This window comes from Halobaculum saliterrae, assembly GCF_009831625.1.
Classification (GTDB): domain Archaea; phylum Halobacteriota; class Halobacteria; order Halobacteriales; family Haloferacaceae; genus Halobaculum; species Halobaculum saliterrae.
Genome location: NZ_WUUS01000007.1, coordinates 1 through 24,584, shown reverse-complemented (window position 1 = coordinate 24,584; position 24,584 = coordinate 1). Strand labels below are relative to the sequence as shown.

At 70.6% G+C, this 24,584-nt stretch carries 32 protein-coding genes, 1 tRNA gene and 1 pseudogene; 17 read left to right on the top strand and 17 right to left on the bottom strand.

Annotated features, from left to right (window positions below):
- Positions 1-205 precede the first annotated feature (205 nt).
- Positions 206-1,009 (top strand): cytochrome c oxidase subunit II, encoded by an 804-nt coding sequence (gene coxB / locus GRX01_RS11550; protein WP_159667413.1) that lies wholly within the window; start codon positions 206-208, stop codon positions 1,007-1,009.
- A 191-nt stretch (positions 1,010-1,200) separates the two neighbouring features.
- Complete coding sequence (locus tag GRX01_RS18880; RefSeq protein WP_201289586.1) at positions 1,201-1,347, top strand: hypothetical protein; 147 nt, start codon at positions 1,201-1,203, stop codon at positions 1,345-1,347.
- A 198-nt stretch (positions 1,348-1,545) separates the two neighbouring features.
- Here GRX01_RS18880 and GRX01_RS11545 read toward each other — a convergent pair whose 3' ends face one another.
- Entirely contained in the window at positions 1,546-1,827 is a 282-nt protein-coding gene (locus GRX01_RS11545) for an amphi-Trp domain-containing protein (protein ID WP_159667410.1), read from the bottom strand.
- Between the two features lie 302 nt (positions 1,828-2,129).
- Here GRX01_RS11545 and GRX01_RS11540 point away from each other — a divergent pair, with 302 nt between their 5' ends.
- Positions 2,130-2,408 carry a PadR family transcriptional regulator gene (locus GRX01_RS11540; RefSeq protein WP_159667407.1) on the top strand — a complete coding sequence of 93 codons (279 nt, stop codon included), beginning with the start codon at positions 2,130-2,132 and terminating at the stop codon, positions 2,406-2,408.
- Positions 2,409-2,424: 16 nt separating this feature from the next.
- On the opposite strand, the gene GRX01_RS11535 is transcribed toward GRX01_RS11540, so the two are convergent.
- On the bottom strand, positions 2,425-3,642 hold the full coding sequence (locus tag GRX01_RS11535; protein WP_159667404.1) for an AI-2E family transporter: 1,218 nt from the start codon (positions 3,640-3,642) through the stop codon (positions 2,425-2,427).
- 105 nt (positions 3,643-3,747) lie between these two features.
- On the opposite strand from GRX01_RS11535, the gene GRX01_RS11530 reads away from it, so the two are divergent.
- Both GRX01_RS11530 and GRX01_RS11525 read left to right on the top strand, forming a co-directional pair.
- On the top strand, positions 3,748-5,031 hold the full coding sequence (locus tag GRX01_RS11530; RefSeq protein WP_159667401.1) for an MgtC/SapB family protein: 1,284 nt from the start codon (positions 3,748-3,750) through the stop codon (positions 5,029-5,031).
- A gap of 237 nt (positions 5,032-5,268) precedes the next feature.
- Complete coding sequence (locus GRX01_RS11525) at positions 5,269-6,618, top strand: class-III pyridoxal-phosphate-dependent aminotransferase (protein WP_159667398.1); 1,350 nt, start codon at positions 5,269-5,271, stop codon at positions 6,616-6,618.
- Between the two features lie 21 nt (positions 6,619-6,639).
- Here the strand turns inward: GRX01_RS11525 and GRX01_RS11520 are convergent, their stop codons facing one another.
- From GRX01_RS11520 to GRX01_RS11510, 3 genes are all read right to left on the bottom strand, one after another.
- Positions 6,640-7,143 carry a hypothetical protein gene (locus GRX01_RS11520; protein WP_159667395.1) on the bottom strand — a complete coding sequence of 168 codons (504 nt, stop codon included), beginning with the start codon at positions 7,141-7,143 and terminating at the stop codon, positions 6,640-6,642.
- 70 nt (positions 7,144-7,213) lie between these two features.
- Positions 7,214-7,549: a hypothetical protein gene (locus tag GRX01_RS11515; RefSeq protein ID WP_159667392.1), complete on the bottom strand. Its 336-nt coding sequence runs from the start codon at positions 7,547-7,549 to the stop codon at positions 7,214-7,216.
- A gap of 81 nt (positions 7,550-7,630) precedes the next feature.
- On the bottom strand, positions 7,631-7,927 hold the full coding sequence (locus GRX01_RS11510; RefSeq protein ID WP_159667389.1) for a hypothetical protein: 297 nt from the start codon (positions 7,925-7,927) through the stop codon (positions 7,631-7,633).
- Between the two features lie 121 nt (positions 7,928-8,048).
- On the opposite strand from GRX01_RS11510, the gene GRX01_RS11505 reads away from it, so the two are divergent.
- The 3 genes from GRX01_RS11505 (at position 8,049) to GRX01_RS11500 (ending at position 9,768) form a co-directional block, all read left to right on the top strand.
- Positions 8,049-8,963 (top strand): A/G-specific adenine glycosylase, encoded by a 915-nt coding sequence (locus GRX01_RS11505; protein WP_159667386.1) that lies wholly within the window; start codon positions 8,049-8,051, stop codon positions 8,961-8,963.
- 95 nt (positions 8,964-9,058) lie between these two features.
- The gene (locus tag GRX01_RS18875) at positions 9,059-9,205 is read left to right on the top strand and encodes a DUF7563 family protein (RefSeq protein ID WP_201289585.1); all 147 of its coding nucleotides are present in this window, start codon (positions 9,059-9,061) and stop codon (positions 9,203-9,205) included.
- A gap of 80 nt (positions 9,206-9,285) precedes the next feature.
- Positions 9,286-9,768 (top strand): SHOCT domain-containing protein, encoded by a 483-nt coding sequence (locus tag GRX01_RS11500; protein WP_159667383.1) that lies wholly within the window; start codon positions 9,286-9,288, stop codon positions 9,766-9,768.
- Positions 9,769-9,824: 56 nt separating this feature from the next.
- Here the strand turns inward: GRX01_RS11500 and GRX01_RS11495 are convergent, their stop codons facing one another.
- Positions 9,825-10,787, bottom strand: a complete 963-nt coding sequence (locus GRX01_RS11495) for an NADPH:quinone reductase (protein WP_159667380.1) — start codon at positions 10,785-10,787, stop codon at positions 9,825-9,827.
- 123 nt (positions 10,788-10,910) lie between these two features.
- Between GRX01_RS11495 and GRX01_RS11490 the strand changes: the two genes are divergently transcribed.
- From GRX01_RS11490 to sucD, 3 genes are all read left to right on the top strand, one after another.
- Entirely contained in the window at positions 10,911-11,201 is a 291-nt protein-coding gene (locus tag GRX01_RS11490) for a hypothetical protein (RefSeq protein WP_159667377.1), read from the top strand.
- 122 nt (positions 11,202-11,323) lie between these two features.
- Positions 11,324-12,469 (top strand): ADP-forming succinate--CoA ligase subunit beta, encoded by a 1,146-nt coding sequence (gene sucC, locus GRX01_RS11485; RefSeq protein WP_159667374.1) that lies wholly within the window; start codon positions 11,324-11,326, stop codon positions 12,467-12,469.
- Positions 12,466-13,335 (top strand): succinate--CoA ligase subunit alpha, encoded by an 870-nt coding sequence (gene sucD, locus GRX01_RS11480; protein ID WP_159667371.1) that lies wholly within the window; start codon positions 12,466-12,468, stop codon positions 13,333-13,335. The genes sucC and sucD overlap by 4 nt, the downstream gene beginning before the upstream one ends.
- Before the next feature lie 19 nt (positions 13,336-13,354).
- On the opposite strand, the gene GRX01_RS11475 is transcribed toward sucD, so the two are convergent.
- Positions 13,355-14,656 carry a threonine synthase gene (locus GRX01_RS11475; protein WP_321168057.1) on the bottom strand — a complete coding sequence of 434 codons (1,302 nt, stop codon included), beginning with the start codon at positions 14,654-14,656 and terminating at the stop codon, positions 13,355-13,357.
- A 242-nt stretch (positions 14,657-14,898) separates the two neighbouring features.
- On the opposite strand from GRX01_RS11475, the gene GRX01_RS19380 reads away from it, so the two are divergent.
- From GRX01_RS19380 to GRX01_RS18870, 3 genes are all read left to right on the top strand, one after another.
- Positions 14,899-15,504: a DUF7282 domain-containing protein gene (locus GRX01_RS19380; protein WP_159667365.1), complete on the top strand. Its 606-nt coding sequence runs from the start codon at positions 14,899-14,901 to the stop codon at positions 15,502-15,504.
- Positions 15,505-15,636: 132 nt separating this feature from the next.
- A complete protein-coding gene (locus tag GRX01_RS11465; RefSeq protein WP_159667362.1) occupies positions 15,637-16,260 on the top strand; it encodes a DUF1684 domain-containing protein in 624 nt (207 codons plus the stop codon).
- Between the two features lie 32 nt (positions 16,261-16,292).
- Entirely contained in the window at positions 16,293-16,469 is a 177-nt protein-coding gene (locus tag GRX01_RS18870) for a hypothetical protein (RefSeq protein WP_201289598.1), read from the top strand.
- Between the two features lie 34 nt (positions 16,470-16,503).
- On the opposite strand, the gene GRX01_RS11460 is transcribed toward GRX01_RS18870, so the two are convergent.
- The 5 genes from GRX01_RS11460 to GRX01_RS11440 form a co-directional block, all read right to left on the bottom strand.
- Positions 16,504-17,358 carry an HpcH/HpaI aldolase family protein gene (locus GRX01_RS11460; protein ID WP_159667361.1) on the bottom strand — a complete coding sequence of 285 codons (855 nt, stop codon included), beginning with the start codon at positions 17,356-17,358 and terminating at the stop codon, positions 16,504-16,506.
- Between the two features lie 57 nt (positions 17,359-17,415).
- Complete coding sequence (locus GRX01_RS11455) at positions 17,416-17,652, bottom strand: hypothetical protein (RefSeq protein WP_159667358.1); 237 nt, start codon at positions 17,650-17,652, stop codon at positions 17,416-17,418.
- A 95-nt stretch (positions 17,653-17,747) separates the two neighbouring features.
- Complete coding sequence (locus GRX01_RS11450; protein WP_159667355.1) at positions 17,748-18,035, bottom strand: DUF6360 family protein; 288 nt, start codon at positions 18,033-18,035, stop codon at positions 17,748-17,750.
- A 9-nt stretch (positions 18,036-18,044) separates the two neighbouring features.
- Complete coding sequence (locus GRX01_RS11445) at positions 18,045-19,811, bottom strand: nitrite/sulfite reductase (RefSeq protein ID WP_159667352.1); 1,767 nt, start codon at positions 19,809-19,811, stop codon at positions 18,045-18,047.
- A 47-nt stretch (positions 19,812-19,858) separates the two neighbouring features.
- Entirely contained in the window at positions 19,859-20,215 is a 357-nt protein-coding gene (locus tag GRX01_RS11440) for a hypothetical protein (RefSeq protein ID WP_233741008.1), read from the bottom strand.
- Between the two features lie 216 nt (positions 20,216-20,431).
- Between GRX01_RS11440 and GRX01_RS18865 the strand changes: the two genes are divergently transcribed.
- The gene (locus tag GRX01_RS18865) at positions 20,432-20,569 is read left to right on the top strand and encodes a hypothetical protein (protein WP_201289584.1); all 138 of its coding nucleotides are present in this window, start codon (positions 20,432-20,434) and stop codon (positions 20,567-20,569) included.
- On the opposite strand, the gene GRX01_RS11435 is transcribed toward GRX01_RS18865, so the two are convergent.
- Together GRX01_RS11435 and GRX01_RS11430 are read right to left on the bottom strand one after the other, a co-directional pair.
- Positions 20,566-21,072 carry a hypothetical protein gene (locus tag GRX01_RS11435; protein ID WP_159667349.1) on the bottom strand — a complete coding sequence of 169 codons (507 nt, stop codon included), beginning with the start codon at positions 21,070-21,072 and terminating at the stop codon, positions 20,566-20,568. The genes GRX01_RS18865 and GRX01_RS11435 overlap by 4 nt on opposite strands.
- A gap of 137 nt (positions 21,073-21,209) precedes the next feature.
- A tRNA-Met gene (locus GRX01_RS11430) sits at positions 21,210-21,358 on the bottom strand.
- Between the two features lie 201 nt (positions 21,359-21,559).
- Between GRX01_RS11430 and GRX01_RS11425 the strand changes: the two genes are divergently transcribed.
- A complete protein-coding gene (locus GRX01_RS11425; protein WP_159667346.1) occupies positions 21,560-22,651 on the top strand; it encodes a DUF7115 domain-containing protein in 1,092 nt (363 codons plus the stop codon).
- A gap of 44 nt (positions 22,652-22,695) precedes the next feature.
- On the opposite strand, the gene GRX01_RS11420 is transcribed toward GRX01_RS11425, so the two are convergent.
- Positions 22,696-23,085, bottom strand: coding sequence for a DUF5830 family protein (locus tag GRX01_RS11420; protein ID WP_321168056.1), 390 nt, complete (start codon positions 23,083-23,085; stop codon positions 22,696-22,698).
- A gap of 154 nt (positions 23,086-23,239) precedes the next feature.
- Between GRX01_RS11420 and GRX01_RS11415 the strand changes: the two genes are divergently transcribed.
- Complete coding sequence (locus GRX01_RS11415) at positions 23,240-23,923, top strand: TVP38/TMEM64 family protein (RefSeq protein ID WP_321168055.1); 684 nt, start codon at positions 23,240-23,242, stop codon at positions 23,921-23,923.
- Here the strand turns inward: GRX01_RS11415 and GRX01_RS11410 are convergent.
- Positions 23,902-24,348 carry an N-acetyltransferase gene (locus GRX01_RS11410; protein ID WP_321168054.1) on the bottom strand — a complete coding sequence of 149 codons (447 nt, stop codon included), beginning with the start codon at positions 24,346-24,348 and terminating at the stop codon, positions 23,902-23,904. The genes GRX01_RS11415 and GRX01_RS11410 overlap by 22 nt on opposite strands.
- Positions 24,345-24,584, bottom strand: a pseudogene (locus GRX01_RS11405) (hypothetical protein); the annotation flags it as partial. The gene GRX01_RS11410 and the pseudogene GRX01_RS11405, both read right to left, overlap by 4 nt.

Genomic DNA, 24,584 nt, shown 5'->3' with positions numbered 1-24,584 from the left:
CGCTTCGATATCACTATCCGACATTGCAACCCGCCGCATATCAACCCCGCGCTTTCCGCGTTCGACCCCCCAACGAGGTCACGGCGCGACCGCGCGTTCCACAGCGGAAGATGGTCGGATCCGGCCCACGGATCACGGTCCCGCCATCCGGTGTTTCGCGCGACAACAGTAGGTATTTACGTGGCCTGCGCCAACCGCGATTGTAATGACGCGTACGCGACTGGGGAGCCTGTTGGTCGGGCTCGTCGGGTTGGTGCTGTTCGCGACGCCGGTCGCGGCACAGCCATCGACGACGGCGGAACTGATCAACGGACTGAACACGGACCTGTTGTACGTCGCGATCCCGATCACGCTGTTCGTCGAGGTCATTCTCATCTACACCGTCCTGAAGTTCAAGGACAGCGACGAGCCGTCGCCGACCCGAGAGAACCGGCGCCTCGAGATCACGTGGACGGTCGCGACCGCGATCATCCTCCTGTTCGTCGGCGTCGCCTCCTACGGCGTGCTGGCGAACCCCGACGTGACCTACACCGGTGCCGAGGAGATCGAGCCCGCCGAGGGCGACGTGCACGTCGAGACCGTCGCCTACCAGTGGAACTGGCGGATGAACTATCAGACCTCCGACATCAGCGAGCTGACGGCGAGCGACATCGACACGTCGGTGGTCCCGCAAGCCGACGGGGTCGAAGGACCGGTGATAGTCGTTCCAGTGGGGCAAGATCTGTACTTCTCCTCGACCTCTGACGACGTGATCCACGGCTTCAGCGTGCCCGAACTCGGACTGAAGCAGGACGCCATTCCGGGACAGACGAACACGCTCAAGACCGTCGCACAGGAGACGGGCGTCTACCAGGGCTACTGTACGGAGTACTGTGGCGTCGCTCACTCCAACATGTACTTCACGGTGATAGTCGTCGAGCAGGGCACGTACGACGAGTTCGTCGACAGCCAGACCGGTTCGAACGACGAGAGCGCCTCGATGGCCGCGCCCGCCGGCCTCGGCGCGTAATCGACGGATCGCCCCGTACGGACCCGGCGCCTCGCCTCCCCCGTTTCGTCTCCCGCCGTTTCACTTCTCCGAGCACCCGCGGGTGGAGCGTGTCGACGCGACGGCTCCCGCGGGTCGGTCCGCGAGGTCGTCCCTTCGACCGCGGCCGCGCCGCCCCCGCGTTCAAGTCGTCGGTGCCCGTACGGTCGACCATGCGCGACGAAGCGGAGATCAGGGAGCAGTACGAGTATCTCGCCGAACAGTTGGACTCCGAGGAGATGCGCCACGAGGGCGTCAGACAGCTGTTCACGCACTACAAGCGCGCGCTCGGGTGGGCGCTCGAGGAGGAGCACATGTGAGCGCCCGATCCGCCCGGTAGTTTTATCGCCGTACCGGGGATATCGTTCGGTGACGCTTCGTCTGGAGGGCCGAAGCGTCAGCGGGGACCGATCCGGGCGGCGTGCCGCGGGTGTTTCCGCGGCGCGCCCCCGTTCGTTCTCGGAGTCAGCGCGATACCGTCGCCAGCCACCGTCGCGTCCGTCGTTCGGGCGCCCGCATCACTCAATGGACAACCCCGAGTCCACGCCGCCTTCGTCGTCGCCCTCGTCCCACTCGATCTCGAACTCGACGCTCAACTCGTCGGCCCCGGAGCCGGTCTCGCGTTCGGCCTTCACCTCGAAGGTCGCGCTCGGGGGCACGGCCATCGTGACCGACTCGCCGCCCCCCGTAAGCGTGAGTTCCCCGTCCGTGTCGAGCTTCCCGGCGATCTCACAGAGGTGGGCGGCGATCTCGCTGCGGTCCTGACGGGTCTCGATTTCGAACAGCACTTCCTCGGCCATACCGAACACTCGTCAAGCGAGAACAAAAACCAGTCGGCCGGACCGTCTGTGGGATACGTGAGGGGACGAGCGCGATCTCGGTCGACTGGCGGCGGCGTGCTGCGGTCGTGAGCCGATCGCCGCGGCCGCCCGGAAACCGAACGCTCGTCGCTTCCTGATAGGATCGGTGACGTGTCGGACCTCCTATACTACGTGCCGTGACGGCGAGACACGAGAGATCCCGCCTCACCGCCGAGAACGACAGTTCTGATCGTCGGCACGTTTATTTCGGCCGGGCAGTAACAGTTTATCGGACATAACCGATGTACGACCTGACGGGGTTCCAGCGAGACCTGCTGTACGTGATCGCCGGACAGGAGGAACCGCACGGGCTGGCGATCAAAGCGGAGCTCGAGGACTACTACGAGAAGGAGATCCACCACGGGCGCCTGTACCCCAACCTCGACACGCTCGTCGAGAAGGGGCTCGTCGAGAAGGGCCAGCGCGATCAGCGGACCAACTTCTACACGCTCACGCGCCGCGGGCGCCGCGAGATCGAGGCACGCCGCGAGTGGGAAGGGCGATACGTGGATACGGAGTGACTCGGCGACGGTTCGGTCACCGCCCCTCGTCCTCCGGCGGGTTCGTCCCCTGATCCGCGGCCGCGTCCACCCCGTCACCGACCTCGTCAGCGGCCGGATCCGAGGGCTGGACCGGAGGCTCCTCCGCCGTGAGATGCGTCGGATCGACCGCGTACGGGCGTAGCGGCTCCCCGGAGAGCAGTTCCGGCAGGATGATCCGGACGAAGTGTACGACGAACACGAGGAGCAGCGGCATGAGGAAGATCCCGTACCAGCCGAACAGCAGTGGACCGAGCGTGTACGCGATCATCACCGCCCCGACGTGCAGCGAGCGTCCGGAGACGTACGGCCGCAACACGAGGTCCGGGATGGTGTCGACGACGACCAACGAGGCGAGCGCGAACACGAGCACGAACGCCAGCCCGCCGGTGACGTCGTTCGCCACCGCTCGAACCGTCATGAACGCCGCGACCGGGACGTACACCAGCTTCATGCCGACGATCGGGATCAGGCTCGCGACGCCAGCGATCAGTCCGACCAGCGCGGCCGCCGGGATCGACCCGCCCTCGGGGGCGAACACGTTGAGGATCGAGTAGACGATCACGGCGATCGTGCCGGTGACGATCGCGTTGAGGATGTTCCCGAAGAAGATCGACTTCAGGTCGCGGTCGACCGCGCGCCCGTACGCCTCGACGATCCCCGACTGGTCGGTGAACCGGACGAGATACCGACCGAGCCGTCCGCCGTCGCGGAGGAGGTAGAACGCGACCGCGAGCATGACGAACAGGTGGATCGCGCCGATGCCGATGACCGCGACGGTGTCGGCCGCCTGTGCCAACGAGCTCAGGGCGCCGTCGAGCGTGTCGAGCGTGACGTACTGCTGCCAGTCGAGCATCGCGATCTGCGACGGGTCGGTCAGCACGTCCAGGGTCTCCTGCGTGAACGGGAGCCGGTCGAGGTAACCGTTCGCGGCGATATCGAGCTCCCGGATCTGGTTGGCGACGATGAGCAGGGCGTACCCCGCAAGCAGCAGCGCCGGAAGCACCATCGCGAAGATGGCGACCGCGGCCGCGACGGTCGGCTGCGGGATCCGCCTGCGGATCCGGTTGTAGACCGGGCGCGTCGCGTAGTAGATGAACACCCCGAACACGAAGGTCCCGACGAACGAGTAGACGACGAACGTGAGCGCCGCTGCCAACACCGCACCGATGCCCCACCACGCGGTCCGCGACCAGTCGACATCGGCGAGCGCCATACCCGGTTCCCCTCGGTCCGCCGACAAAAGCGTGTCGCGAGACGGTTCCGCGATCACGGACGCCGCCCGAAGTAGTATATACCACTATTGAGTAATATTGAGCCCATGACCGCGACGGGTGCGGAGATCGTCGGCGATCCGCTGTCGCTGCCGGTGGCGAGGCTGGCGCTGGCGGCGGCGTTGGGGCTGTTCCTCGGGTTGGAGCGCGAGTGGTCGGAGAAGTCCGCCGGCATTCGGACGTTCTCGCTGACCAGCCTCGTCGCCGCGGTGTTCACACATCTGGCGACCGAGACCGAGGTCGGCGGCGCGCTCCTCGCCGTCGGCGGCGTGCTCGTCATCGTTCAGGGAGTCTTGCTGGCGGTCCGCGGGCTTCGGACCGACGCCGACGGCGCGCTGTCGCTCACCACGTCCGTCTCGTTGCTGGCGGCGTACGGCGTCGGCGCGCTCGTCGCCGTCGGCGCCGTCGTCGAGGGGGTGACGGTCGCGGTGGTGTCGGCCGCGCTGTTGGTGCTGAAACGGGAACTGCACTCGTTCGCGGGCGACCTCTCTCGCGCGGAACTGCGCTCGATGACCGAGTTCGCCGTCCTCGCGTTCGTCGTCTACCCCGTGTTGCCGGCGGGACAGCGGGTCGTGTTCGGGGTCCCGCTGGAGCCGCGCGTCGCGTGGCTCATGGTCGTCACCGTCGCCGGGATCGGCATCGCGAACTACGCGCTGGTGCGGACGTACGGCGGCCGCGGCATCGCGGTCACCGGCTTCCTCGGCGGGCTCGCGTCCTCGACTGCCGTCGTCGGGACGATGCTCGATCACGCGACCGACCGGGCGGAGTCGGTGTCGTACGCCGTCGCCGGGGTGCTGTTGGCGGACGCGGCGATGGCGCTCCGGAACCTCGCGATCGCCGTCGCGTTCACCGTCGGCGGCGACCTGCCCGTCCTCGTCGGCGTCGCCGCGCCGCTGGGCGCGCTCGCGCTCGGCGCCGTCGCCGTGGCGGCGGCGACGGCCGACTGGCGCACGCATGTCGACCTCGAGATCGAGTCGCCGTTCTCGCTTCGCAACGCGTTGGCGTTCGGCGCGGCCTTCCTCGTCATCCTCGCCGTCAGCAGTCTCGCACAAGCCAGCTTCGGCACCGCCGGCCTGTACGCCTCGGCGGCCGTCTCGGGACTGGTGTCCTCCGCCGGCGCGACCACCTCGGCCGTGCTGTTGTATCGCGGGGGAACCGTCGGCGCCGACGCCGCGACCGTCGCCGTCCTGCTCGCGACGGTCTCCAGCGTCGCGGTGAAGGCGGGACTGGCGTTCGCCGGCCCGCGCGCGTTCGTGCGCCGCGTGGCGGCCTACAGCCTCGTGATCGTCGCCGGCGCCGCCGCGGTCGCGCTCGCGATGACTGTCGGTTGAGCGACGGACGACCGGCGACGCACCGCCCCGTCGCCTGCTCGTCATGGTATCGTCGACCCGCGGTGCCTTCGCACGCCCGTCGTGTCGGCGCCGACTCACGATGTCGCGCGGTCGACACCATCGAGTCCGTCGGTCGGTCTGCGAGTTCGATCGGACGGAAGTCGAGATCCGTGGAGAATATTCGAATCAGCATCGAGTGGACCACCATTTTATAATCGACGGTCCGCATCCACAGACATGGACCGAGACACGGCCGAGGTGAGCGTCACCGAGATGCCGGGCGCTCGCGCCCGCGAGTGGGCCGAGTATCACCGCGAGGTCGCCGCGACGACGACGTACGTGTACGACTTCGTGTGGGACATCACCGAGGACGCGGAGGGACCGTTCTGCACCGACGTCGACGGCAACGTTCTGCTGGACTTCACCTCCCACGTCGCCGCCGCGCCGCTCGGCTACAACAACCCGAAGATCATGGACCGGATGGCCGAGTTCGACATGGTCGACCCGACGAAGATCGCCGGGCAGGACTTCTACGTCTCCGACGGTTCGGACCCGGGCGAGTCGGCCCTTCCCGGCCCCGCGGACCTGATGCACGAGCTCGTCGACCGCACGGACCACTACGACCTCGACACCGTGTTCCTCTCGAACTCCGGCGCCGAGGCCGTCGAGAACGCGATCAAGATCTGCTACGACGACTCCGGCGGCGGGAAGTACGGCGTCACCTTCGACGGCGCGTTCCACGGCCGGACGCTCGGGGCGCTCTCGCTCAACCGCTCGAAGTCCGTATACCGCAAACGGTTCCCCGAGGTGCCCGGCGTTCACGACGTGCCCTACTGCGACGACCGCGGGTGCTCGCCCGAGACGTGCTCGTGCGGCTTCTTCGTCGACGACGGCGACACCTCGCTGCTGCGAGAGAAGCTCGACCCGAAGACGGGCCACGTCAACCCCGAGGAGACCTCCTACATCATCATGGAGCCGATCCAGGGCGAGGGCGGCTATCGGTTCCCCTCGGAGCCGTTCATGGAGGAGGTCGCCGACCTCGCGGAGACGCACGACATCCCGCTGATCGCCGACGAGATCCAGTCGGGGATGGGCCGCACCGGCGAGCTGTGGGGGTCGGATCACTACCCGATCGAGCCGGACGTGATCACCGGCGCGAAGGGAATGCGCGTCGGCGCCACCATCGCCAACGAGGACACGTTCCCGGAGGAGCGTGCGCGCCTCTCCTCGACGTGGGGGGCGGGCGACATCGTCGCCGCGGCGCAGGGCGTGTTCACGCTGCGCGCCATCGACGAGTACGACCTGCTCGACAACGCGGTCGTCCGCGGCGAGCAGTTCAAGGAGATCGTCCGCGACGCCGCCCTCGACGGCGTGACCGACGTGCGCGGGAAGGGGTTGATGCTCGCCGTCGAGTTCGAGTCCCCGGACCTCCGTGACGCCGTACAGGAGGCGGCGCTGCGCCGCGGGCTGCTCACGCTCGCGTGCGGGTCGGACGTGATCCGGTTCCTCCCGCCGCTGGACGTGACCGAGCGGGAGATCGAGATGGGCGCGTCCCTGCTGATCGAGGCCGCCGTCGACGCGGTCTAACGCGCCCGGCGAGCGGAGCGATCACCTGTCGGGGTCGTCCCCGGACTCCCTGGCCTCGGCCTCGCTCTCGCGTTCCTCCTCCTCGGGGAAGAAGTCGGACTCGGCGTCCTCCTCGTCCCGGAGGAGATAGTCGTTCTCGAGCATCTCCGAGACCGCCCGACCGAGGTCGTCGAGCTCCTCGTCGACGCCGTCGGCGCCACGGTCGGGGAACCGCTCCCGGTCCGCCTCGGGGACCGTCGGGGCGCGGTACCCGACCTCGTCGCTCGCGGGGTCCCAGTGGAAGTCGAACTCCTCGAACAGTTCGAGCCGGTCGACCGTCTCGAACTCCTCGACCGACAGGTAGGTGCTGTCGGCCCATTCCTCGAAGGCGTCACGCCACGCGCCGTCCTGCAGGGCCGTTCGGACCGTCTCGCGACGGTAGTCGTCGCCGGCTCGGTCCTCCCCCGCGTCGATCGCGTCGTACTCGCCTCGGCTCCGCGGGCCGCGCAGGCTCGGCGGATCGGGGATGTCGACGTCGAGTCCCATACCGGTGGGTCGTCCGCCTCGACCAAGGTCCTTCCCCACGTTCCCGTACGACGGAGACCGGCGGACGGACCTACTGCTGGTAGCGTCGCTCGTCGCTGCGCTCGGGGTAGCCGCCGCCCCCGCCGCCGGCGCCCCCGGCCATCTCGTCGTAGGTCATCCCCGAGAGGTACTCGTCGTACGTCACGTCGAACGCCTGCCGGAGGTGGAAGTCGAGGTCGCCCGTGTCGAGGGTCCGGCGGAACAGCGCGTGGATCCCCCGCCGCACCAGCTCGTCGCGGTCGGTTCCCAGCGCCGCCGCCAGCAGCGACAGCTCGTGTTTCGTCTCGCGGTCCAGTTCGACCCCGATCTCGTCGTCGAGGTCGCCGTATTCCGCGGTGATCGCGTCGTCGAGGTCGTCGAGGCTCATGGTGGTGCGGTGTCGCGGGGGGCGGAAACCCGTTACGCTCCGGCCCCTTCCGGGTCGTCCGTTCCGGAAACGCTCGGGGTATCACACGGGGAGCGCCGCGCCGCAGTACGCACAGCCCGTGCCGTCCGCGACGGCCCGAGCGCCGCACTCGGGACAGTTCACCTTCGGGGAAGTCGAAGCGTCGGCGGCTTCGTCGGCTTCGTCGGCTTCGTCGGCATCGTCGGCGGAGTACGCGAACACCAGCCCCGTCGCCGCGACGACGGCGCCGGTCGCCAGCCACACCGACGGCCCGGCGGCGAGATAGAACGTGAGGACGCCCGGGAGGACGGCGACGCCCATGCCGGCCAGCAGCGACGCGAGGACCAGATCCTGTCGCATCGACGGAACGACGCACCGACCGTCACAAAGCTGTTTCGGGGGATCGCGGCGCCGTCTGGTCCGGGGCGGGGTGGCGGCCGGGACCGTCAGCGCTTTTCGCCCGGCGGCCCCCGACCCGGTAATGAGCGCACACCTCCCCGACGACCACGACGCGGTGCGGGAGGCGCTGACCGAGTGGTACGAGGCCGACCACCGCGACTTCCCGTGGCGCCGCACCGACGACCCCTACCGGATCCTCGTCTCGGAGGTGATGAGCCAGCAGACGCAGCTCTCGCGGGTCGAGGAGGCGTACGCCGACTTCCTCGACCGCTGGCCCGAGGTCGGGGACCTCGCGGCCGCCGACCGCGGCGAGGTCGTCTCCTTCTGGTCTGGACACTCGCTCGGGTACAACAACCGCGCGAAGTACCTCCACGAGGCCGCCACACAGGTGATCGAGGAGTACGACGGGACGTTCCCGACCGACCCCGAGGACCTGCGGGAGCTGATGGGCGTCGGGCCGTACACCGCCAACGCGGTCGCCTCGTTCGCGTTCAACAACGGCGATGCGGTCGTCGACACGAACGTGAAGCGGGTGCTCCACCGCGCGTTCGGCGTCCCCGACGACGACGCGGAGTTCGCCGAGGCCGCCGCCGACTTCATGCCCGAGGGGAAATCGCGCGTCTGGAACAACGCGATCATGGAGCTGGGCGGGGTCGCCTGCGGGCAGTCGCCGCGCTGTGACGAGGCGGGCTGCCCGTGGCGTCGCTGGTGTCGCGCCTACGAGACGGGCGACTTCACCGCGCCGGACGTGCCCGAGCAGCCGAGCTTCGAGGGGAGCAGACGGCAGTTCCGCGGCAAGGTCGTCCGCGCGCTGGGCAACCACGACGAGTTGACGCTCGACGAACTCGGGCCGCGGATCCGCGTCGACTACGCGCCCGACGGCGACGGCGAGGGGAGCGGGGAGTGGCTCCGCGGGCTCGTGGACGACCTCGCGGACGACGGCCTCGTCGAGGTGACGGAGGCCGACGACGGCACCGCGGTTCGACTTCGCCGGTAGCGCGACCGTCGCTTCGGGTCGGACGCACGTGACACGGAGTGACCCGGAGCCCGTCGACCGTAATTCGTTTATTCGAGGTGCCCCGCCGGGGTTGTATGCCCACCTGCCAGAACTGCGAATCGTTCGTGACCGAGCGATACGTGAAGGTGTTCGAGCCGGAGGATATCACCCGGCCCCGCGCGTGCCCCCACTGCGAGGACATGGTCCGGCGTGGGAAGGAGGTCCGGGCGAAGAAGAACTGAGCGGGTCGCCGACCGCGTTACCGACTCCCGAATTCCGGCCGAGCGCAAGACCTTTCGTGGACCTGCCGTCTCGATAACATATGTCCCCCGCGGACGACGCCTCCACCCTCCGATCGCTGCATCGACTCCTGGAACACTACACGCCGGACGGCACGCTCGGGCGTGTCCTGTTCGCCGGGTGTGCTGGTCTCGTGTGGCCGCTGTTGCTGCTTGCCGCCGTCACCGACGGCTCCGGGCTCGTCGGGCTGGTCGGATCGGCGATCGCGTTCGCGCTGCTGCTCGCGACGACGGCAGTCGGTCTCGGCGTTCTGTGGCCGGTGTACCTCTCGCTCATCGGGAACGTCGGGAGCGCGGCGGAGTACCCGGAGACGGGCGGACGGGGCCGCATCGGCGAACGGGACCGTGACGGGGACGAGACTCCGGTCGACGTTCTGAAGCGCCGATACGCGGCCGGGGAGATCGACCACGACGAGTTCGAACGCCGACTCGACAGCGTCGTCGACGACTCGGGTCGCCCACGCGACCGAAGCGCGCCGGCACGCGAGTCGGAGCGCGCCCGCTGAGTCGGGCTCCCGCTCCCGGGAGCCGGTGGGCGTCGGCGCCCGGATCTCGCGAGCGGCTACGGCTCGATGACCAGCTTCCCGAGGAAGCTGTCCTCCATCACCGCCCGCTGGGCCTCCGCCGCGTCCTCCAAGTCGTACCTGTCCGCCACCTCGATCGAGACGTCATCGCCCCACAGCGAGGCGAGGTCGTCGAGCGCGTCCGCGAGGCTCGGCGTGTTGAACATCGACATGAGTTGAAGGTTCAGGTCCTTGCCGCGGGCCGCAGCGGACTCCGGGAACCCGATCGCGGGGTCGTTCTCACCGATCCCCACGACGCGACCGCCCTGCGCCGCGACCTCGGCGTCGAAGCCGAGGTACTCGTCGAGTCGGTGGTCGAGGATCACGTCGACGCCGTCGCCGTCGGCGGCGGCGACGACCGCCTCCGCGAGGTCGTCGCGGCCGTAATCGAGCACCGCGTCCGCGCCGAGCGCCGCGACCTCGTCGTGGTACTCCGGCGCGGCCGTCGTGATCACGGTCGCCCCCGCCGCGGCGGCGACCTGCACCGCCGCGTGGCCGACGCCGCCGGAGCCGCCGTGGATCAGGACCGTCTCGGCCGGCCGCAGGTTCGCGTGCTGGATCAGCGCGCGCCAGGCCGTGACGGCGGCGACGCCCGCGCCGCCGGCGGCGACGAGGTCGGCGCCGTCGGGCAGCGCCGCGATGCGGTCGTCGGGGACCGCGACGAACTCGGCGTAGCCGCCGGGCATGGTGCTGGAGAGACCCGTCGCGAACACCTCGTCGCCCTCGGCGATCCCCTCGACCGCCTCGCCGACCGCGGCGGCCGTTCCGGCGGCGTCGACGCCGGGGATCGCCGGCAGGCCGTACGGCTCGTACGAGCCCTCTCGGAAGTACGTGTCCACGGGGTTGACGCCCGCGGCGGCGACCTCGACGAGCACCTCGTCGGGTGCCGGCTCGGGTCGATCGACGTCGTCCACCTGCAGTACCGATTCGTCGCCGTGTTCGTGGAAGCGGACCGCTCGCATGGTCGTTCCCTCCCGCCGAGGCGACTTAACTCCGGGCGACGGCGGAAACACGGAGCGCTCCGGAGGGAGTACCGGCACGGCCGACCGGTGGAGTGAAACCGTCCGCCGTGGTAGCGGTCGGACATGTTCATCCGGCACGCCGGCGCGACGCTGTTCGGCGCCGGGCTGCTCGTCTGCACGGTGCTGTTGGTGACGGTCGGCCCCGTCGCCGCGACGACCGAGGCGTTCTGCCCCGGCCCGCGGCAGCTCGCCGAGTTCGCCGTCACCGGGGTGCAGGCGTGGCCGCCGACGGTGACGTACACCGACGGGTGCAACGACGTCCTCCTGCGCCCGTCGGTGCTGTGGTCGGGCGTCGCCGCCGCCGTCGGACTCCTACTGGCCGCGATCGGACAGGTGCTCGTGCAGCGGGCGTGAACTGCCGGGCGCACGTCGCTTGCGGCGGCGCGAGCGGGCGGACGCGTTCGCCAACGGACGGCCGCACGATCGCGACCGGAATCGGCGGGATTTAACCCACCAACCGGTTGATATCCACACGCATGAAACTCCACGAGTACCAGGCGAAGCAGGTCTTCGCCGACGCCGGGATCCCGACCCCGGACTCGCGGCTCGCGTCCACCGTCGACGAGGTCATGGACGCGGTCGACGAGATCGGCTACCCGGCGGCGATCAAGGCGCAGGTCCACGTCGGTGGACGCGGCAAGGCTGGGGGCATCAAGATAGCCACGAGCGCCGAGGAGGCGCGCGAGGCAGCCGAGTCCATCCTCGGGATGGACCTCAAGGGATACACGGTCGACAGGGTCCTCGTCGAGGCCGGCGTCGACTTCGAGAACGAGCTGTACGTCGGCATCACGATGGACCGCAACGAGGGCGAACCCGTCGCGATGGTGTCGACCGAGGGCGGCGTCGACATCGAGTCCGTCGCCGAGGAGACGCCGGAGAAGATCGCCCGCGAGCACATCGACCCCGCGTTCGGCCTGCACCCGTATCAGGCCCGCAAGGTCGTCTTCGAGGCGGGCATCCCGAACGACGTGGCGATGGACGTGGCGTCGATCCTGGGGACCCTCTACGACCTGTACGAGTCGAGGGACGCCTCCGACATCGAGATCAACCCCGTGATGATCACGTCCGACCGCGAGGTCGTCGCCGCGGACGCGGTCATGAACATCGACGAGGACGCGCTGTTCCGCCAGCCCGAGCTGGCGGAGATGGAGGACGAGGCCGCCGGCGACGAGCTGGAGGCGAAGGCCAACGAGTACGGCTTCGACTACGTCCGCCTGTCGGGCAACGTCGGCATCATCGGCAACGGCGCGGGGCTGGTGATGACGACGCTCGACCTCGTCGACTACTACGGCGGATCGCCCGCCAACTTCCTCGACATCGGCGGCGGCGCCAAGGCCGAGCGCGTCACGAAGGCGCTCGACATGGTGTTCTCCGACGAGAACGTCGACTCGGTCGTGTTCAACATCTTCGGCGGGATCACCCGCGGCGACGAGGTCGCCAAGGGGATCAACGAGGCGCTGGAGGGGTTCGACGAGATCCCCAAGCCGGTCGTCGTCCGCCTCGCGGGGACGAACGCCGAGGAGGGGATGGAGATCCTCAACGAGGACCTCGTGCAGGTCGAGGGAACGCTCGAGGACGCGGTACAGCGTGCAGTCAAGAACGCGGAGGAGGTGACCCAATGAGCATTTTCGTCGACGACGACACCCGGGTCGTGGTGCAGGGCATCACGGGCGGGGAAGGCAAGTTCCACACCGAACAGATGCTGGAGTACGGCACGAACGTCGTCGCGGGCGCGGTGCCCGGGAAGGGCGGTCAGGAGGTCGCCGGCGTCCCCGTCTACGACACCGTCGACGAGGCCGTCGACGCCGAGGACGCCGACGCCTCCGTCGTGTTCGTCCCGCCGGCGTTCGCCGGCGACGCCGTCTTCGAGGCGCTCGACACCGATCTCGACCTCGTGGTCGCCATCACCGAGGGGATCCCGACCCAGGACATGGCGAAGGTGAACAAGCGCCTCTCGGAGGTCGACACCCGCCTCATCGGCCCGAACTGCCCCGGGATCATCACCCCCGGCGAGGCGAAGCTGGGGATCCTCCCGGGCAACATCTTCGAGTCGGGCGACGTGGGCCTCGTCTCCCGCTCGGGCACCCTGACGTATCAGGTCGTCTCGAACCTGACCGAGCGCGGCATCGGCCAGACGACCGCCATCGGCATCGGCGGCGACCCGATCATCGGGACCACCTTCGTCGACGCGCTGGAGGCGTTCGAGGCCGACCAGGACACGAAGGCCGTCGTCATGTGCGGCGAGATCGGCGGCGAGGACGAGGAGAAGGCCGCGAAGTTCATCGCGGAGAACATGGACACGCCCGTCGCCGGCTTCATCGCCGGCCGCACCGCCCCGCCGGGCAAGCGCATGGGCCACGCCGGCGCCATCGTCTCGGGATCGGGCACCGGCACCGCGGAGTCGAAGATCTCCGCGCTCAACGACGCGGGCGTCCCCGTCGGCGACACCCCCAACGAGGTCGCCGACCACATCGAGGACTTCCTCTAAGCGGCTCGGTTCCGCGTTTTCACTCGCCGTCTGTCGATCCCACACCGAGCGCCGCCGCAAGTCTCTCCCGTGTTACGGTCTCGGCGTCGGCCGGTCCGGCGCCGTCGTCGCCGCCATCGCCGTCGCCGTCGTCGCCGTCGTCAGTTCCGCCGTAGCCGACGCCGGTGGCGACGAGAACGACGTGCTCGCCCGCGTCCACCGCGCCGCGCTCGCGGAGCCGACGGAGCCCCGCCAGCGGCGTCGCGGACGCGGCCTCCACGCGCATCCCGGCGGCCGCGAGGTCCCGCCGCGCCGCGCGGATCGCGTCGTCGTCGACCGCGAGGACCGCGCCGTCGGTGTCGCGGGCGGCCGAGAGCGCGCGCGTGCCGCTCGGCGGGTCGGGGTTGGCGATGGAGTACGCGACCGTCTCTCCGACCTCCTCGGCCTCCAGCCGCGTCACCGCGTCGTCGCCGCGCGCGAACGCGTCGGCGACGGGCGCACACGCCGCCGCCTGCACGAAGTACAGCCGCGGCGGGTCGTCGACGAGTCCGGCCTCGGTCGCCTCGCGGACGGCCTTCCACGCGGCGCTGGCGTGGCCGCCGCTGCTGACCGGCATGACGACCGCGTCGGGCGTCGCCGCCGGCGACGCCGCCTCGGGATTCTCGACCCCGCTGTCGTCCCCAACATTCACGTCCCCCTCGGCCTCCTCGACCTCCCCGGCGGCGAACGCTCGCAGGACCTCCAGCGTCGTCGTCTTCTGGCCTGCGACCCGCAGCGGCGAGTCGGAGTTGACGAACGCGATCCCCGCCTCGGGACCCAGATCGAGCGCGTCGTGGTAGAGCCGGCCGTAGTCGCCGTCGACGCGGACGATCCGCGGGCCGTACGCCGCGATCCGGTCGAGCCGGGAGTCGGAGATGTCGGCGGGCACGAGCACGACGCAGTCGAGGTCGGCGCTCGCGGCGTGAGCGGCCATCGAGGCGGCCATGTTGCCGTGGGAGACGGTGCCGACCGTGCCGGTGCCGTCCGCGACCGCCGCGGCGACGCCGACCGCGCTCCCGCGGTCCTTGAACGAGCCGGTCGGGTTGGTCCCCTCCAGTTTCACGTGGACGCGGGCGCCGTCGACGTCGAGTTCGGGCGCCCGGATCAGCGGCGTCGCGCCGGCCGCGGCCGCGAGGCCGCCCCGCGGCGGGTCGACCGGGAGGAGATCGGCGAACGCCCAGACGCCGCCGCGATCGGGCCACGAGAGGCCCTCGGGGTCGGTATCGAACCACAGCGGCTCGCCGCAGTCGGGGCACCGTTGGCCCGACTCGACGGCGTGGTCGCAGGCGTAGCAGGTGAGCACGGTCGACCCGCGGTCGCCGGTCGGCAAAAGCCCGGCGCACCGCCCGGGCCCGGCGGGTCGTCGAGGGGTCGACTGCCGCCCTCGATCGTTCCGCGGTCGACTCCCGGATCCGGTCCGAGTATCGCCACCGATCCCCACGCCGTATGGCAACTAGGTACGTTCGAGAGCGACGGACTCTTTCGTGCGAGCCGTGAAGCGCGAGACAGCTCCGGCGTCACGAACGCCGCGAGTTCCTGCTACAGATGAACGCACGATCTACGCTCCCCGCACTCGTACTGCTCTCCGTGCTGGTCGGCGCCGTCGCCCTCACGGGCGGCCTCGCCGCCGGCACCGCGACCGCACAGACAACGAACGCCACCGCCGACGTGAGCGTCGACGACCAGACCGGCGCCGAGTCGGTGACCGTCGCGGAGGCGACGCTGCCCGACGGCGGCTTCGTCGTCGTCTACAACGCCTCCGGCGGCATCGTCGGCGTCTCGGAGTACCTCGACGAGGGTACCCACGAGGACGTGACCCTCGAGGTCTCGCCGGCGTTCTCGCGCAGTCAGGTCGTCGTCGGTGAGGTCCGAACGGACGACGGCGACGAGTCGTTCAACGCCTCCGCCGACCAGCCGTACACGAACGAGAACGGCCAGCCGATCGGCGAGGCCGGCTACGTGACGGTCGAGCAAACCGAGACGGCCACGCCCACCGCCACGGCGACCGCCACCGAGACGGCGACCGCGACCGACGGCGGTGACGACACGACCGCCGCGACCGACGAGCCCACCGAGACGAGCGGACCCGGCTTCGGCGTCGCCGCGGCGCTCGTCGCGCTGGTCGGCGCCGCCCTGCTGGCCCGCCGGTAAGCCGCCTCGCCCGTCGAACGCCACCGATCTTTCGTGCCGGCGTGCACCCGTTGACCACCCCAGCGGCGGCGCCGGACGGTGTCCGACGAGACGGAACGCGGGATTGAACCCTCGCGGCACCGAATCCCGGGTATGACCGACGACGCCGACGTTCACGCCGACACCGCCGACACCGCCGAAGACGGCGACGACGAGTGGCTCGCGCGCCTCCGCGAGATGCGCGACGAGAAGGACGAGTTCCTCGCGAGCGACCCGCAGTCGCCGCTCGACCCGGCGCTGCGCGACGACTTCGACGGTCTCGACTACTTCGAGCCCGATCCCGCCTTCCGCGTTCGGGCGGCCGTCGATGTGCACGACGACCCGGAGTCGGTGGAGTTGACGGTCCGCAACGGCACCGCAGAGCGGTTCCACCGCGTCGCGACGCTCTCGTTCACGCTCCCGGCCGCCGGCGGTGGCGAGGTCGAGGAGTCGCTGGCGGCGCTGCGGGCGGAGGGCTCGGCGGCGCTGTTCCTCCCGTTCCGCGACAAGACCACCGGCCAGCAGACGTACGACGGCGGCCGGTACATGGACCTCCACCCCGACGGTGACCTCGGCGAGATCGACGAGGTGACGCTGGACTTCAACCTCGCGTACACGCCCTTCTGCGCGTTCGCGGACGCGTTCGCCTGCCCGCTGCCGCCGACGGACAACTGGCTCGAGGTCGCGGTCCCCGCCGGCGAGCGCGACCCGGCGCTCGAGCGATCGGGAGAAAAGTAACCCTTAGTACGGGTGAGGCGCCATGGGCAGCCATGGACAAACCGGTCGCCATCGGCGCGGTCCTCATGCTCGTCGGTACCGTGCTGTTCTTCCCGAGCCTGGCCCCGCAGTCCGGGTCGCTCGCGAGTTGGGCGCTTCTCCCGGCAGCGGCGCTGCTCACCTACGGGACGTACCTGATCGGCACGAGCGAGCCCGGCCGCTCCGTCTGACCGGGTTCTCGACTCGCCCCACCGAACCTCAGACTCACTCCTCCCCGTCGTCGGCGTACCGCTCCAGCGCCGCCTCCGCGCCGGCGGCGACGTAGCCGGCGTCGACGCCGACGATCTGGTAGTCGTATCCCACCGACGCCCAGCGGTCGATCTCCGCGGGCGCGGTCGCGAGCGTCCCGACCGGCACCTCGCTGTCCGCGAGCACCGCCTCGACGGCCGCGAGGAACCGGTCGGAGTCGTACTCCCCGAAGACGCCCAGATCCGCGGAGAGGTCGGCGGGGCCGACAAGCAGCGCGTCGAGGCCGTCGACGGCGGCGATCTCGGAGGCGTTCTCGACCGCCGTTTCGGTCTCGATCTGGGCGATCGTCGCGACGCGGTCGTTCGCACGGTCGTAGTAGTCGTCGAGGTCGCGACCGTACGCCGACGAGCGCGTCCCCGCGACGCCGCGGCGACCCGTTGGTGGGTAGCGCGCCGCCTCGACGAACGCCTCGGCCTCCTCCGGGGTGTTCACCTGGGGCGCCATCACGCCCGCGGCGCCGGTGTCGAGCGCGCGCTTGATCCGGACGTGGTCGTTCCACGCGACCCGAACGACGGCCGCCGTGTCGTTTGCGGCGTCCGGGTCGCCATCGGCGCCCGGGGCCCTCTTCGCGTCGCCGTCGGCGTCGGGTCCGCCCGAGTCGCCGCGACCGTTCGCGGCGTCGACAGCGCGGACGGCCGCCTCCACGGACTCGGTGTCCGTCGGCGCGTGTTCGGTGTCGATCACGACGAAGTCGGCGTCGGTGAGCGCGAGCTGTTCGGCGATCTGCGGCGAGGGGGTCGACAGCCAGTGGCCGGCGGGGTTCTCGCGGAGGGTCGCGCGAAGTCCCGCGACGCCGGAGTCGTCGGTCATGTGAACCGCTCCTCGCCGACGGGACATCAAGCCCGCACAACCCCCGGTCGACTGCCGCTACGCCGACGCCGATCGGACGATGCCGGCGAGCAGGGCGCCGCCGGCGACGGCCACGACGATCACGGAGACCCCGACGACCTGGGTCGGCGACTGGTCGATCCACTGCTGAAGCCACCACGCCGCGTAGTGGAGCTGCGTGTACACGAAGAAGCGGTACGGGAAGTGGATCCATGCGAGGAGCGTCACGGCCGCGATCCCCAGATAGTCGACGGCGTCCCGCTCCCGTACCCACATGGACGTTGCTCCCGGTCGACGCCACAAAAGGGTTCGTTCCCGGCTCTCGGGGGTGAGAACGGGGTGATCACGGTCGGCTTCGAGAGGGCTCCTGATCAGTTCTCGCCCTGCGCGGCCTCGACACGAGCGGCGTACTTCTCCAGTTCGCCGGCGAGCTCGCGCGCCTCGGCAGCGGAGAGGGTGACGCCCTCCGCGTGAGGCGGGAGCGCCTCCAGTCCGGTGTTGTCGAGTTCGAGTTCGAGCGTCACCTCCTCGGGGTCCTCACGCGGCGCCGTGACGTTCAACACGGCGACCGCGTCCTCCTCGAAGTCGTGGCCGCGGGCGAAGCCGTCGAGCAGGTCGAAGGTGGTGTAGGCGTTGACGCGGATGAGCCGGTCGGGCATGGCCGAGGCTCAGTCGTCCGACGGGATAGGACTGCCGTCCGCCCGCGCCGGCGCGGGCGAGGCGTCCATGTCGTCCTCGTCGGCGTACGGGTACCACGTCATCTTCGTGTTGTGCATGTACGGGTCCTCGTAGGAGGTCTCCTCCGGCTCGACCAGCTCGGCGAGCGTCTCCTCGTCGGTGCGCTCGACGAAGTCGCGGAAGGACTCGTCGCCCTCCCGGTGCTCCTCGAAGTTCGCGAGGAGGTTCTCGATGGCGCCGGGTACCTCGTCGGCGGGCACGCGCTGCTCGACCCACTCCGCGAAGCGCGGGTCCTCGCCGAGGCCGCCGCCGAGGCCGATGTCGAGCGCCTCGACCGGCTCGCCGTCCTTGCGGGTCTTCATCCCGCGCAGGCTGATGTCGGCGATCTGCGGCTGGGCACAGGATGCCGTACAGCCCGACAGGTGGATGTGGAAGTCCTCGACGCCGGCGGGCACCTCGACGTTGTCCTTGAGCCAGCGGGCGTAGCGCACCTGCCGGTTCTTCGTCTCGACGATCGACAGCGAGCAGAACTCCGTGCCCGTACAGGCGATGGAGCCGCGCATGAACGTGTGCGGGTCCGGCTCGTAGGTGTCGAGCAGGTCCTCCGCGAGCAGGTCGTCGAGGTCCTCCTCGGGCACGTCGGTGACGATGACGTTCTGTCGCTGGGTGACGCGCACCTCGCCGGAGCCGTACTCGTCGGCGATGCGTGCGAGCTCACGGGTGTCGTCGGCGCCCATCCGGCCGACGAGGACGTTCAGGCCGACGTAGTAGTTGCCGTCGTTCTGCTCGTGGACGCCGACGTGGTCGTGGTGTCCCTCGTCGTTGCGCCCGGAGTTGTAGGTGTACTCGTCGCGCAGGTCCTCCCCTGCGGTCTGCAGCTCGAAGTCGACGTAGTCCTCCTGGAGGACGCGGCGGATCTTCTCGGTGCCCCACTCGTCGGTGAGGAACTTCATCCGGGCGTTGTAGCGGTCCTCGCGGTCGCCGTGGTCGTTGAACAGCGCCGAGATGCCGCCCGCGACCGCGTCGGCGTCCTCCGGCGGGACGAACACGTCGAGGCTTCGCGCGAGGCGCGGCTCGTTGCGGGAGAGGCCGCCGCCGACGCGGACGTTGAAGCCCTTGACGCCGTCCTTCTCGGCCGGCTCGAACGCCAGATCGTTGATGTCGCCCTGTCCGCAGCCCTCCTCGCAGCCGGTGACGCTCACCTTCCACTTGCGCGGGAGGTTCGCGTGGTCGTCGTTGCCCTTGAACGTCTCGTTGAGGTCCATCGCGACGGGCAGCGCGTCGACGAACTCCGCGGAGTCCTTGCCGGCGACGGGGCAGCCCACGATGTTGCGCCAGGAGTCGCCGCACGCCTGCTGGGTGGACAGGCCGTTCGCCTCCAGCTTCTCGAAGATCTCGGGGACGTCCTCCAGCCGGATCCAGTGGAGCTGGATCGACTGGCGGGTCGTCCAGTCGACGTACGCGTCGCCGAACTCGGGGTTCTCGGCGGGGCCGCGGGCGTACTCGTCGGCGATCTCGGCGACGACCTCGGCCTGCCCCGGCTTCAGCACGCCGTTGGGCGTCCCGATCCGCATCATGAAGTAGCTCTCCTGCCCGTTCCGCTGGTGGTACAGCCCCCACCACTTGAAGCGCTCGAACCAGGCGTCGTGTTCGTCCTCCGGGATCGACTCCCACCCCTCCTCGGCGAACTCCATCAGGTGCTCCCTGATCTCGTTGCCGTACACCTCCGATTTCCAGTTCTCGACGTCCGTGGGCATTCGTGGGCGAACACATTCGCCCGACGACCCTAAAGCGCGCCCCCGCGTCAATCCTCCCCGACGCTTCCGGGAAGCGGCAACGCTTGCGGCGCCCCGAGGCCACCCCGCGGGAAGCGGATCGCCTCCCCCGCGACGGGGCGGAACTCGCCGTCGACGATCCGCCCGACCGGGAGCCCCGGGACGCTCGAGCCCTGTCCGCACCGGATACACTGCCCGTACACGTCGGCCGTCACGGTTCGGCCGTCGACGCCGACGTCGGTGAACCCCTCGACGACGTAGTCGGCGCACTCGCAGGCGCACGCGTCCGGGTCGCCGACGCGCCACAACTCGCTGACGCTGACCCGACGCTCGTCGTTCACGGAGACCCACGCGCCGTCGTCGAGCACGCGGAGGGCGACGCTCATACCCGAGTGAGGCGTCCGGCGGACATACCCCCGTCGCCGGTCGCAACGGCCGACGGTTCCGGTGACGCCGGCCCGCAGTGGAACCCGCCCACTTCGTCCGATTCCGGACGAAACGGGCGTTCGGGATACCGGCAAGCCTGTACGCTACCGGGGAGCGCCGGTGAGGCTTGGTCGGGCGTGCTCGGTTTATGTGGGTGGGACGCGTGTACTCCATCGATGGCAGAACAGACGACCGACGATCGATACGGCGACGACGAAGTCGACACTTCTCATCTCGACGACCTCGAGGACGGCTGCGGCTGCGCGGAGGTGTGGGAACACCTCTCCGAGGACGAGGAGCAGTCGGCCGACTAGCGCGGCCGGGTTCGCGTCGAACGCGACAGTTCCCCCCGAAGAGCGCTCCCGAGACCGCCCGCGAGGGCCGACGGGACCGCGAGCACGGCGGCGAGTACGTACAACAGCGCGAGAAACACCCCCGCGAGCAGCGCGACGGCGGCCGCGGATCCCGCGGAGCCGGACACGAGCGCCGTAGCCGCGAGAACGACCGCCAACGCCACGTACAACAGCGACGTGAGCAGGACCGGTGCGAGTCCGACCGCGTAGCCGTAGGCGATCCCGGTGGCCGGGCGGTCGGAGGCGAGCCCGCCCGCCAGCGTCGCCGCCGGCAGCGGCCCGACGACGAGGGGGAGCAGCCCCGCCCGGTCGGGAACCAGCGGCCGGTCGACGGCGGGGACGCCGGTCGGGATCTGCACCCCGGCCAGCACCGGCAGCGCCGCACCGGCCGCGAGGACGCCCCCGACCGCGAGCGGCACGCCGAACAGCAGCGCGAGCACGCGGTTCCGGCGGTCGGAGTTCATCGGCCGACCGAGTTCGCCAACGGGCAAGACCGTTTCGGCCGGCCCGGCACCGTACGCGAGCGACCGTGCCGAACGCGGTCGCTCGTCGGACCGACCGCTCCTGGAACAGTCGTACCGAATCCGACGACGAGAAGGTATGCCGGGGGTGGGCTCCGAACCCACGATCTCCGCATGACCCAGGTACGAGGCTCGGCGGGCCCCGTTGGGGCGGAGGCTTCCAAGGCGTTCCGCACCGAATCTCGAAACCCTATGAGTGCGGCGCTATGTCCAGCTAAGCCACCCCGGCTCACGTCCACGTCGGGCGGTCGCACTCTTGAACCTTCCCATCGCGAATCGGTGCGACAAGCCGGGACACACCGGGGGCACATCGCAGGCCGAGGGCCGACGAGCCGCTCCGACCGGGGGATCGACCCCGTATCCTCCCCGACCATGCGGCGTGAGCGGCGTACCCGCCGGGTTTAAGCGGTGGGGCCGGCGAAACGCTGGTATGAGCCTGCCGGAACTGGTCCGGGGAGAGCTGGGCGACGAGGACCCGGTCGCCCGCGTTCACCTCGGCGGGGACGACGAGCTGTTCGTCACCCCGACCCGCACGCTGATCTACCGCGCGGAGGGGCTGCTCTCCGACGAGTCCATCGAGGAGATCCCCCACGACGCCGAGCGCGTCGCCGTCTCCGAGTCGCGTCGGAAGGCGAAGTTCACCCTCGAGTACGGACTCGACGGCGACCACAGCTTCTCGGTGCCGCGCGGCTCCCTCGACGAGGTCCTCCACCCCGTGCTCGCGGGCGTCCTCTCGGCCGCCGGGATCACCGAGCCGGGCGAGACCGTCGAACGCACCTTCCGCTTCTCGGAGCTCACCCTCGTCGTCACGTCGGCCCGGATAGTCAAGCACATCGGCGCCGCCGTCTGGGACGACGACTACGAGGAGTTCCACTACGACGACGTGACCGACCTCACCTTCGAGGAGGGGAGCGTCGCCACCACGCTGGTGCTCACCGTCGACGGGCGTCAGGAACGGTTCAAGGCGCCCAGCGACAGCGCCCGGGCGATCAAGGAGCGGCTGACGAACGCGCTCGTGGCCCACTACGACGTCGGGTCGCTGGAGGAGTTCCGCGCGCTCTCGGCCGCCACCGAGGGCGAGGACGAGGCCGACGACCCGGTCGATCGGACCGACTTCGGCGGCGGCCCCGACCCGCTGTCGGCCGATCCCGATCCGGTCGACACCGACTCCGGAACCCGCGAGGAGCCGCTCGCGGACGACGAGCGGGCGGACCGGGGCACCGCCGTGGACGCCGGAGCGGGAGAGTCGACGGGGGCGGTCGGCGCGGCGGGGACGGCGGCCGCGACCGAGGGACACGGGGAGGCCGACGCGGTCGAGACCGTCGGTTCGGACGCCGAGCGGGTCGGGGCCGACGAGGGCGACGGCTTCGGCGACACCGGCTTCGAGCCCGCCGAACCCACGGACGACCTCGCCGAGGAGGTCGCGGCGCTCCGGACGCTCGTCGAGCGGCAGGGCGAACAGCTCGAACGGCAGACGGAGCTGATCGAGCAGCTGATCGAGGAGCTCCGCTGCGGTCGCTGACGACGGCGTCTCTCGCGTTCCCCGCCCTTCGCTTCCCCGGACCGTCAGGACTCTCGCCCGGTCACCTTCCGAACACACGAGGAGCCGAACGGCCCGAGCTCGCCGGCGTCGAGCCGAAGGAAGTGTCCGGTCGTGATCCCCGCACCGCAGCGACGACACGAGAAGTCGCCCTCCCGACGGATCACCTGCGAGTCGAACCGGACGAACCCCGAGCCGTGGACGCGAACGACCGCGTCCTCGCGGTCGATGACCCCGCGTCGCTCGGCCTCCTCGAGCACGTCGCGAGTGATCGCGGGACTCGTCGTCACGGCCTCCAGTCGGTCGATCAGCTCGGGGAGCGAGAGCTCGTCGTCCTCGAGGTGCTCCAACAGCTCCACGCCGAGCGCGACCGTCTCCTCGCGGGGTCGCGCCGACGCCTCCTCGTCCGGTGTCACGTCGGCCGCGGTTCGTTGCGGGCGCTGTTAAGCGTCCCGGGTGCCCGAAACGCGACCGGAACTCGGGCGGGAACCCGGGGAACGCGGCCACGTCGCCTCGGACGGTCCGGCGAGCGACCGCGGCGCTTATTCGCGTGACTGACCGAGTGCGGGCGTGAACCGTCGCGCGCTCGTCGGCGGCCTCGTCGCCGGCGCGGTGGTGGTCGCGATCGCCGTCAGCTCTCCGAACGCCGTGCTCGACCGGCTCGGGTGGATCTCCGCCGATCCGTGGAGACTCCTCGCGGTGATCGTCGCGCTGGCGATCGTCCGCCCGGTGCTCGCGTGGCCGGTGACGCTGTTGGCGGTCATCGCCGGCTACGGCTTCGGCCTGTCGGCGATCCCCCTGTCGCTGGGTGCGATGGTGCTGACGTCGATCCCGCCGTACCTGTTCGCCCGGCGCGGGCGCGGCGCGGGCGACGCCCTCGCCGGCGGCGACCGGATCTCGACGGCCGTCAACGACCTCCTCGAGCGCGCCGTCGGCGCCGGCGAGCGCGCCGTCTCCGTCGCCGGTGGGACCCGCTCGGTCGCCGCATCCCGGCTCCTCCCGTTCCCCTCCGACGCCGTCTCCGTCGCCGCCGGCCTCGCGGGCGTCCGCGCCGGGCCGTTCGTCCTCGGGAGCGCGGTCGGGGAGCTCCCGTGGGCGGTCGCCGGCACCGTCGCGGGCGCCTCCGCCGGGCGCGTCGCCGAGGCGGGGATCGAGGGAGTGCTCGACCCGTGGCTGATCGGCGCGGCGGCGCTCGGCGGCCTCCTCCTCCTCGCGGGACCGGCGTACCGACACTACCGCTCGGCGTCGGTCTGATCGGCGTCGTCGCTACCCGGCGGGTCGCGGGCGAGCAGTCTCGCGTCCGTTCCGTCGTCGTAGAAGCCGGGGCGCAGCGCCGTCGGTTCGAACCCGAGCGACTCGTAGAGGCGCCTCGCGCCGTCGTTGTCGGCGGCGACGAGGAGCGTGACGCGACCGTCGGCCTCCGCGAGGAGCCGTCGAAGGAGTCGGGTCGCCCGGCCCTCCCGCCTGTAGTCGGGATGGACGACGAGCTCGGCGACGTGGACGCCGTCGCCGGCGACCGGGAGGAGGTAGCCGACGACGACGCCGTCGGCCGTCTCGTCGACGAGCGCGTCACCGGTTCGCAGGCCGTGTGAGCGCAGCGTCGGGCTGGGCTCGCGAAGCAGCCGCTGGAGCGTTCGAACCGCCGGCTCGTCGGCCGGCCGCCCCGGTCGGACCGTCACAGCGGGGAGAGGAGCAGAAGCGGCGGCGTCCGGACGGCGACGACCGCGACCGACGCGAGCGCGTCGGCGAGCGCCCCGAGCGTCGCCGGCGACGGCGCCGCGGCGGCGCCGGTGACGACCGAGAGGACGACCGCCGCGAGCGCGCCCGACAGCGTCGCGAGCGTGTTCACCGCCTGGTTGCCGATCCGGTCCCCCTCGACGGTCGCGCCGAGCAGGCTGTCGACCGTCATGCCGAC

Coding starts and splice junctions, on each gene's coding strand:
- GRX01_RS18865 (WP_201289584.1), top strand. CDS start 20,432: ATGGCAGAACAGACGACCGACGATCGATACGGCGACGACGAAGTCGAC.
- coxB (WP_159667413.1), top strand. CDS start 206: ATGACGCGTACGCGACTGGGGAGCCTGTTGGTCGGGCTCGTCGGGTTG.
- GRX01_RS11505 (WP_159667386.1), top strand. CDS start 8,049: ATGAGCGCACACCTCCCCGACGACCACGACGCGGTGCGGGAGGCGCTG.
- GRX01_RS11425 (WP_159667346.1), top strand. CDS start 21,560: ATGAGCCTGCCGGAACTGGTCCGGGGAGAGCTGGGCGACGAGGACCCG.
- GRX01_RS11495 (WP_159667380.1), bottom strand. CDS start 10,787: ATGCGAGCGGTCCGCTTCCACGAACACGGCGACGAATCGGTACTGCAG.
- GRX01_RS11510 (WP_159667389.1), bottom strand. CDS start 7,927: ATGCGACAGGATCTGGTCCTCGCGTCGCTGCTGGCCGGCATGGGCGTC.
- GRX01_RS11465 (WP_159667362.1), top strand. CDS start 15,637: ATGACCGACGACGCCGACGTTCACGCCGACACCGCCGACACCGCCGAA.
- GRX01_RS11540 (WP_159667407.1), top strand. CDS start 2,130: ATGTACGACCTGACGGGGTTCCAGCGAGACCTGCTGTACGTGATCGCC.
- sucD (WP_159667371.1), top strand. CDS start 12,466: ATGAGCATTTTCGTCGACGACGACACCCGGGTCGTGGTGCAGGGCATC.
- GRX01_RS11490 (WP_159667377.1), top strand. CDS start 10,911: ATGTTCATCCGGCACGCCGGCGCGACGCTGTTCGGCGCCGGGCTGCTC.
- GRX01_RS11525 (WP_159667398.1), top strand. CDS start 5,269: ATGGACCGAGACACGGCCGAGGTGAGCGTCACCGAGATGCCGGGCGCT.
- GRX01_RS18870 (WP_201289598.1), top strand. CDS start 16,293: ATGGACAAACCGGTCGCCATCGGCGCGGTCCTCATGCTCGTCGGTACC.
- GRX01_RS11535 (WP_159667404.1), bottom strand. CDS start 3,642: ATGGCGCTCGCCGATGTCGACTGGTCGCGGACCGCGTGGTGGGGCATC.
- GRX01_RS11520 (WP_159667395.1), bottom strand. CDS start 7,143: ATGGGACTCGACGTCGACATCCCCGATCCGCCGAGCCTGCGCGGCCCG.
- GRX01_RS11435 (WP_159667349.1), bottom strand. CDS start 21,072: ATGAACTCCGACCGCCGGAACCGCGTGCTCGCGCTGCTGTTCGGCGTG.
- GRX01_RS11440 (WP_233741008.1), bottom strand. CDS start 20,215: ATGAGCGTCGCCCTCCGCGTGCTCGACGACGGCGCGTGGGTCTCCGTG.
- GRX01_RS18880 (WP_201289586.1), top strand. CDS start 1,201: ATGCGCGACGAAGCGGAGATCAGGGAGCAGTACGAGTATCTCGCCGAA.
- GRX01_RS11530 (WP_159667401.1), top strand. CDS start 3,748: ATGACCGCGACGGGTGCGGAGATCGTCGGCGATCCGCTGTCGCTGCCG.
- sucC (WP_159667374.1), top strand. CDS start 11,324: ATGAAACTCCACGAGTACCAGGCGAAGCAGGTCTTCGCCGACGCCGGG.
- GRX01_RS11450 (WP_159667355.1), bottom strand. CDS start 18,035: ATGCCCGACCGGCTCATCCGCGTCAACGCCTACACCACCTTCGACCTG.
- GRX01_RS11500 (WP_159667383.1), top strand. CDS start 9,286: ATGTCCCCCGCGGACGACGCCTCCACCCTCCGATCGCTGCATCGACTC.
- GRX01_RS11460 (WP_159667361.1), bottom strand. CDS start 17,358: ATGACCGACGACTCCGGCGTCGCGGGACTTCGCGCGACCCTCCGCGAG.
- GRX01_RS11455 (WP_159667358.1), bottom strand. CDS start 17,652: ATGTGGGTACGGGAGCGGGACGCCGTCGACTATCTGGGGATCGCGGCC.
- GRX01_RS18875 (WP_201289585.1), top strand. CDS start 9,059: ATGCCCACCTGCCAGAACTGCGAATCGTTCGTGACCGAGCGATACGTG.
- GRX01_RS19380 (WP_159667365.1), top strand. CDS start 14,899: ATGAACGCACGATCTACGCTCCCCGCACTCGTACTGCTCTCCGTGCTG.
- GRX01_RS11515 (WP_159667392.1), bottom strand. CDS start 7,549: ATGAGCCTCGACGACCTCGACGACGCGATCACCGCGGAATACGGCGAC.
- GRX01_RS11445 (WP_159667352.1), bottom strand. CDS start 19,811: ATGCCCACGGACGTCGAGAACTGGAAATCGGAGGTGTACGGCAACGAG.
- GRX01_RS11545 (WP_159667410.1), bottom strand. CDS start 1,827: ATGGCCGAGGAAGTGCTGTTCGAAATCGAGACCCGTCAGGACCGCAGC.